Below are 5,497 nucleotides of genomic sequence, written 5' to 3'. Positions count from 1 at the left end.
TGAAGAAATAGCGCTCATCGACAACGGGAGACAAGACATGACATCAAGAACGCACCCTTGCCCGCATCCGAAGCTGCTGATTTCCGCTGGATGCCTGCTCGTTGCGTCTGCGACTTCGTCGTTGGCATTGGATGAGGCAGCTCAGATTGCGCTCGGCAAGAGCGAGTACATGGCGAATTGTGCGTCGTGCCATGGCCCAACCGGCAGAGGGGATGGGCCAGTGGCAGAAGTCCTCACCACCAAGCCGAGCGACCTGACGCAGATCACCAAGCAATATAGTGGCACTTTTCCCGCCGACGAAATCTATCGAGTGATTAATGGCACCAATATGATCAACCCACATGGTAGCCGTGAAATGCCGGTATGGGGCCCACGATTTTGGGAGTCTGCCTCGGATCGAGCTGCGTCCGTACCGCATGACGTGGACATGCAAGCTATGGTCCATGGACGGATCACCGCCTTGGTGCAGTACATCGAGTCGATACAAGACGAGTAAGTCACCTCACGGTGGCTCGCTGCCGGGCGCCCTGAAACTGACTCTGTCATTTGATTGAAGGAGATCAGGTGCTGCGGCTCGCGCCTGCAACCTTGGGTTGCGGTCCCCGAGGTTCGAGGCGCGCAAGAACGGTTCTCTGATCGCGGCCGTTCGGTCAAGGGCGTTGGGTCGTCGGTCCGCCGGGGTCACGGTTCTCTCGAAAGTCGGGCGCTGGGGCCTGCTTCACTATGGCGTTCGGGGGCTGGCCGTCTCCAATGTCGGATTGCGGGATCGACGGGATCGTCCCAACCGTTTTTCCGAGATCGACCGGCCTCCGTCCCGGAGGACGTTTGACCCGCCCTTCTCCTTAGGCGGGTTCAGGTGATCAGGTGGCAGCCTCCTTCGTCCATTCGAACTCCGTGCCGTCCTTCCAGATCGTCAGAAGGATCACGGCGAGCTTGCGCGCGGTGGCGACCGCGGCCTTCTTGGACCCTTTCCGTCCGGCGAGGCGCACTGCCCAGGACTTCAGGGGCGAGAAGCGTTTGACCTGGCGGATCAGGCAACTCGCCGCCTCGAACAGCAACGCCCGCATGTCCGCGCCCGGGGCGCCTTCGTGCTTCTCCTGCGTCATCATCCACCTCCGTTTGGCTCTCAATAAGCCGTCAAAGGTGTCTCAGATAACCCTGGGGCGGAGGAGGACGCCGATGCCGCTTTCTTGCTCGCGGCCCGATCAGGGCCTATCCCGGGAGGAGGCAGTGATCTGGAGAGACCGAGCGATGAATGAGGAGTTCCGCGCCCCGAGTCCGCCCGAACTGCGGCACCGGATCATGGCCGGCTTCATCGGCAATGTGGTGGAATGGTACGATTTCGCCCTTTACGGCTATCTTGCTGGCGTCATCGCACCGGTCTTCTTTCCGTCTGACAATCCGACGGCGGGGCCGATCGCGACCTACGGCATCTTCGCCGCCGGCTTCCTGATGCGGCCGCTGGGGGCGGCGGTGTTCGGCTGGTTCGGCGACCGCTACGGGCGGGCCCGCACCATGCAGATCTCGGTGGCGATGATGGCCTTGCCGACCCTGCTGCTCGGCGTCCTGCCGACCTTTGCCCAGGTCGGCATCGTCGCGCCTCTTCTGCTTGTCTTGGTGCGGCTCCTGCAAGGGGTGTCGGTGGGCGGCGAGTTTTCGTCCTCGGCGACATACCTGGTGGAAACCGCCCCGCAGGCCAAACGCGGGCTGACGGGAAGCTGGGCCAATATCGGGTCGATGGCGGGGTCGCTTCTCGGGGTCGGCGCAGCGGCGCTCGTGACCAATCTGTTCGATCCCGATACGCTCTCCGACTGGGCCTGGCGGCTGCCCTTCCTCGGAGGGGCGCTTCTCGGAGGCACGGCCATCCTGATCCGCCGCAACCTGCACATGTCCGAGCGGTTCCGCCAGCATCACGAGGGCCGCGAAGAAACATCGCCGCTGCTGCAGGCCTTCACGACCAACCGCCGGGAAACCCTGCTGGCACTGGTCTTTGCCGCCGGCTATGGCACCTGCTTTTACATCGCGTTCGTCTACCTGCCCGAATGGCTGTCCGGGCAGGGCCTGATGGAGCGCGGCACGGCGCTGGCGATCAACACGGCGATGACGGTTCTCGTGATCCCTGCAATGCCGCTGGCGGCGATCGTGGGCGACCGGCTGCTGCCCCGCCGGACCTGGATCGGTCTCGCGCTCGCCGTTCTCGCGCTGGCGGCATGGCCGCTGCACGCATGGATGCTGTCCTCGGAGGGATCCCTGGCGTCTGTCGTGTCGACCCATGCGCTCACCTTTGCGCTCATCTCAGTTCCGCTGGGATCGGGCCCCGCCTTGTTCGTCGAGATGTTTCCGGAATCCGATCGGCTCTCGGGATACTCTGTGGCCTTCAACATCGGCGTCGGCGTCTTCGGGGGCCTCACGCCGATGATCGCCACGAGTCTGATCGTGGCGACCGGCGACGTCACGGCTCCCGCAATCTACATGCTCGTCGCGGGGATCACGGCGGTTGGCGCGCTCGCCCTGACGCCGGATCGGAGCCGAGAGCCATTGCGGTGATCCGACGCGACCGGGCCGGCAAGACTGGACCGACTTCCCGGGACAGGCAGTTCGCGGGAGAGATCCCAGAACGCAGGCGTCTAAGCTCCTGCCCGCAAATTGCCGATTGCGAACCTACGTCGGTAGGCGGCGGGGGTCATGCGGGTGAGGCGCTTGAAGAGGCGGCGGAAATAGGCGGTGTTCTCGTAGCCGATTTCGGCGGCGATCTCCTCGACCGGCCGGGCGGACCGTTCCAGCCGGCGTTTCGCTTCCTCGATCCTCAGGGCCTGCACGTAGGAAAGCGGCGAAAGACCGGTGGCGCGAGTGAACCGTCGCTCCATGGCGCGCGGGGACAGGCCCGTCCGCGCCGTCATTTCCGCGACCGGGCGCGCGACCATGTAATGCTTCGCGGCCCAGTCCTGCAGCGCGAGGACGACGCCGTCTCCGTGAGCCCGCGCCGGCAGGAAGCCACGGAACGGCGCCTGTCCCGCGCCGTGCCATTCGAGCATCAGGAGCCGGCCCAGGGCCGCGGCCGCCTCCGCCCCGACATGCCGCGTGACGAGGTGCAGTGCCAGGTCGTGCCACGAGGCCACACCGCCGGTCATCACGAAGTCCTGCCGCGGGCCGCCCGTCACCAGCACGTCGTCGAGCCTAAGGCCCACGCGCGGATGACAGCGCCGGAAGGTCGGCGCGAAGGCCCAATGGATCGTCGCGTCACCCCCGTCCAGCAGCCCTGTCTCCGCCAGCAGCAGGACGCCTGTGCAGGTCGAGCAGAGGGTCGCCCCCCGGCCATGCATGCGGCGGAGCCAGTCGACAAGGCGCGGAGTCCGCCCCCGGGTCCAGTCCGGGCCGTCGACCATCATCAGCGGCACGATGGCGATGTCGGTGCGCGCGACCGTGTCGCAAGCGCGAAGGGGGCCGAGCGGCAGACCGCTCGCCCCCCGGAGCGGACCTGCGTCCTCGCCCATGAGGTCCAGGCAGAAGGGCTGCGCAGGGATGTCCGGTTCGAGCTGGGCCAGCATCGGAAAGGCCGTGAGCGTCTCGTAAAGCCCCGCAAGCGGCGCGAGTTGCGTGTCGGCCGTCGCGACGAGGCTGACATGGAGCGGTCTGGGCATTCAGGTCCCTCCCTGACGGATACGGACCGGATCGGACGAGTCTGGACCTTCCGGCGCGCCGCCGCAACCGGCAGGCTGGAGCCATCACGACCGGAAAGGAGAAAGGACATGCCCAAGGAACTGAACGGATGGTCGGTCGAGGCTCTGAGGGACGCGGTCAACGAGGTCGAGGCGCGGCCCGAGGCCGGGCTTCTGACCTGGAAGAGCCGCGTGCGCTGGGATGGCGGCTTCGGGCTCGACGTGCGGCCCGAAAGCATAGAGCAGCTGGGGACGGCGATGCCGCGGCACTTCACGCTCCGCGGCGATCACCCGCCGGAACTGCTCGGCCAGAATACCGGGCCGACCGCGATCGAGACGCTTCTGGCCGCGCTCGGCGCCTGCATGGCGGGCACCTTCGCGGCGCAGGCGACAGCACGCGGGATCGAACTGTCGCGGCTGGAGGTCGAGGTCGAGGGCCGGATCGATCTCAGCGGCTTCTTCGGGCTTCGGCCGGTGGCGCCGGGGATTTCCGACATCCGCCTGACCTTCGATGCCGAAGCCGAAGACGGTGCGGAGCGGTTGCCGGAGGTACTCGAGGCGACGCGGGCGCTGTCGCCGGTCTTCGACACGGTGACCACTGCGCGACACGTCGAGACGCGCCTCGCCGCGGCCGGGGAGCGGTGACATGACCTCCCCGAGGGATTTCGCCGAGATCATCGACAGCCGGGCCAGGTTGCGCGAGATCCGGAAGGCGCCGTCGCGCTTCGTGGCCGCGAAGGTGATCGACCATGTCGACGGGATGTGCCGGTGGTTAATCGCCGCCGCGCCGTTTGTCATCCTCGCCTCGACCGATGCGGCCGGGGCGGTGGATGTCTCGCCGAAGGGCGATCCGCCGGGGTTCGTGCGGGTGCTCGACGCACACCGGCTTGCGATCCCGGACCGCCCCGGCAATAACCGGGCCGACACGATGGAGAGCCTGCTGCAGGACCACCGGATCGGACTGATCTTCCTGGTACCCGGGCGGCGCGAGACCCTGCGCGTGAGTGGCCGGGGCGGGATCGTGCGGGACGACGCTCTCAACAAAAGCCTTGCCCATGACGGCCGGGCGCCCGACCTCGCAATCGTCGTGGGGGTCGCACGCGTGTTCTTCCCTTGCGCGAAATGCATGATGCGCTCGGATCTCTGGGAACCGGCCCGCTGGCCTGACACGGCACACCTGACGGGCCTCGCCGAGACCATGAAGCATCACGGTCGCCTCGCCGATCCTTTGGACGAGATCGACCGCATCGTCCGGACCGACGCCGAAGATCGGCTATACTGAGACGGAGGGGAGCCCCCCGGACGAGGCTACTCGACCGCCAGCCTGCCGCAGCTGCCCGACGCCGCGACGGAGCTTGCTCAATGTGGACGAAGGCCGGAAATCGGAGCGGCCGCCGGCGTGCGCGGAGTTTGCGTTGGAGGCTTTCGCAAGCTGGCCCGCGCGAATGAGGACGAGGAGGGTTCTTAAGCGGCGCGCGCGTTTCGATTGACCGGTTGCGTCAGGGCCCGGACGGCATCCAAGAGCAGGAGGGGAAGCGTGTCGCGGGGAATCGTGACCGCCAGATCGGTGTCCTCGAAGACGTCAATCGACCCGTCGGGGCGGACAACGAACTGCAAGCCTGGTGGGGAGGTCATTGGGCCGTCTCCATGTGGTTCGAGGGGCGCGCGTGCGCTCCCCTTCCTGTGTAAGCGGATCGTCAGTGCCATTCTTCGGCACCCGGGTGGCGAATGCGGGATCAGCGCAGCAAGGCCACGTCAGGAGCGCGCAGTGCCAGGACCATGTGGACTCAGACGACGACACTGCGCACGAGCCTGGACTGGCGGCTCGCGAGCCTGGG

Annotated in this window: 7 protein-coding genes; 4 read left to right on the top strand and 3 right to left on the bottom strand. The window is 66.7% G+C overall.

Features of this window, described 5'->3' with window-relative positions; translation table 11 throughout:
• Window positions 1–496: c-type cytochrome (locus LJE61_RS14980; RefSeq protein ID WP_296918879.1), on the top strand; the 496-nt coding region annotated here is incomplete at its 5' end.
• A 364-nt stretch (window positions 497–860) separates the two neighbouring features.
• Here the strand turns inward: LJE61_RS14980 and LJE61_RS14975 are convergent.
• Window positions 861–1,109 carry a hypothetical protein gene (locus LJE61_RS14975; RefSeq protein ID WP_296918878.1) on the bottom strand — a complete coding sequence of 83 codons (249 nt, stop codon included), beginning with the start codon at window positions 1,107–1,109 and terminating at the stop codon, window positions 861–863.
• A 142-nt stretch (window positions 1,110–1,251) separates the two neighbouring features.
• Here LJE61_RS14975 and LJE61_RS14970 point away from each other — a divergent pair, with 142 nt between their 5' ends.
• Complete coding sequence (locus LJE61_RS14970) at window positions 1,252–2,547, top strand: MFS transporter (RefSeq protein ID WP_296918876.1); 1,296 nt, start codon at window positions 1,252–1,254, stop codon at window positions 2,545–2,547.
• Window positions 2,548–2,627: 80 nt separating this feature from the next.
• On the opposite strand, the gene LJE61_RS14965 is transcribed toward LJE61_RS14970, so the two are convergent.
• Window positions 2,628–3,641 carry a GlxA family transcriptional regulator gene (locus LJE61_RS14965; RefSeq protein WP_296918875.1) on the bottom strand — a complete coding sequence of 338 codons (1,014 nt, stop codon included), beginning with the start codon at window positions 3,639–3,641 and terminating at the stop codon, window positions 2,628–2,630.
• A gap of 108 nt (window positions 3,642–3,749) precedes the next feature.
• On the opposite strand from LJE61_RS14965, the gene LJE61_RS14960 reads away from it, so the two are divergent.
• Window positions 3,750–4,304 (top strand): OsmC family protein, encoded by a 555-nt coding sequence (locus LJE61_RS14960; protein ID WP_296918874.1) that lies wholly within the window; start codon window positions 3,750–3,752, stop codon window positions 4,302–4,304.
• A 1-nt stretch (window position 4,305) separates the two neighbouring features.
• Window positions 4,306–4,941, top strand: a complete 636-nt coding sequence (locus LJE61_RS14955; RefSeq protein WP_296918872.1) for an MSMEG_1061 family FMN-dependent PPOX-type flavoprotein — start codon at window positions 4,306–4,308, stop codon at window positions 4,939–4,941.
• A 182-nt stretch (window positions 4,942–5,123) separates the two neighbouring features.
• On the opposite strand, the gene LJE61_RS14950 is transcribed toward LJE61_RS14955, so the two are convergent.
• Window positions 5,124–5,294, bottom strand: a complete 171-nt coding sequence (locus tag LJE61_RS14950) for a hypothetical protein (protein ID WP_296918870.1) — start codon at window positions 5,292–5,294, stop codon at window positions 5,124–5,126.
• Window positions 5,295–5,497: the final 203 nt, after the last annotated feature.

It is taken from the genome of Thiocapsa sp. (assembly GCF_022340925.1).
Taxonomy (GTDB): Bacteria; Pseudomonadota; Gammaproteobacteria; order Chromatiales; family Chromatiaceae; genus Thiocapsa.
Note: the sequence above shows the minus strand (reverse complement) of the source record. Positions and strands in the feature narration are given on the sequence as shown.

Excerpts from the sequence above, each read along its gene's own strand:
- LJE61_RS14975 (WP_296918878.1), bottom strand. The coding sequence starts at position 1,109 with ATGATGACGCAGGAGAAGCACGAAGGCGCCCCGGGCGCGGACATGCGG.
- LJE61_RS14970 (WP_296918876.1), top strand. The coding sequence starts at position 1,252 with ATGAATGAGGAGTTCCGCGCCCCGAGTCCGCCCGAACTGCGGCACCGG.
- LJE61_RS14965 (WP_296918875.1), bottom strand. The coding sequence starts at position 3,641 with ATGCCCAGACCGCTCCATGTCAGCCTCGTCGCGACGGCCGACACGCAA.
- LJE61_RS14960 (WP_296918874.1), top strand. The coding sequence starts at position 3,750 with ATGCCCAAGGAACTGAACGGATGGTCGGTCGAGGCTCTGAGGGACGCG.
- LJE61_RS14955 (WP_296918872.1), top strand. The coding sequence starts at position 4,306 with ATGACCTCCCCGAGGGATTTCGCCGAGATCATCGACAGCCGGGCCAGG.
- LJE61_RS14950 (WP_296918870.1), bottom strand. The coding sequence starts at position 5,294 with ATGACCTCCCCACCAGGCTTGCAGTTCGTTGTCCGCCCCGACGGGTCG.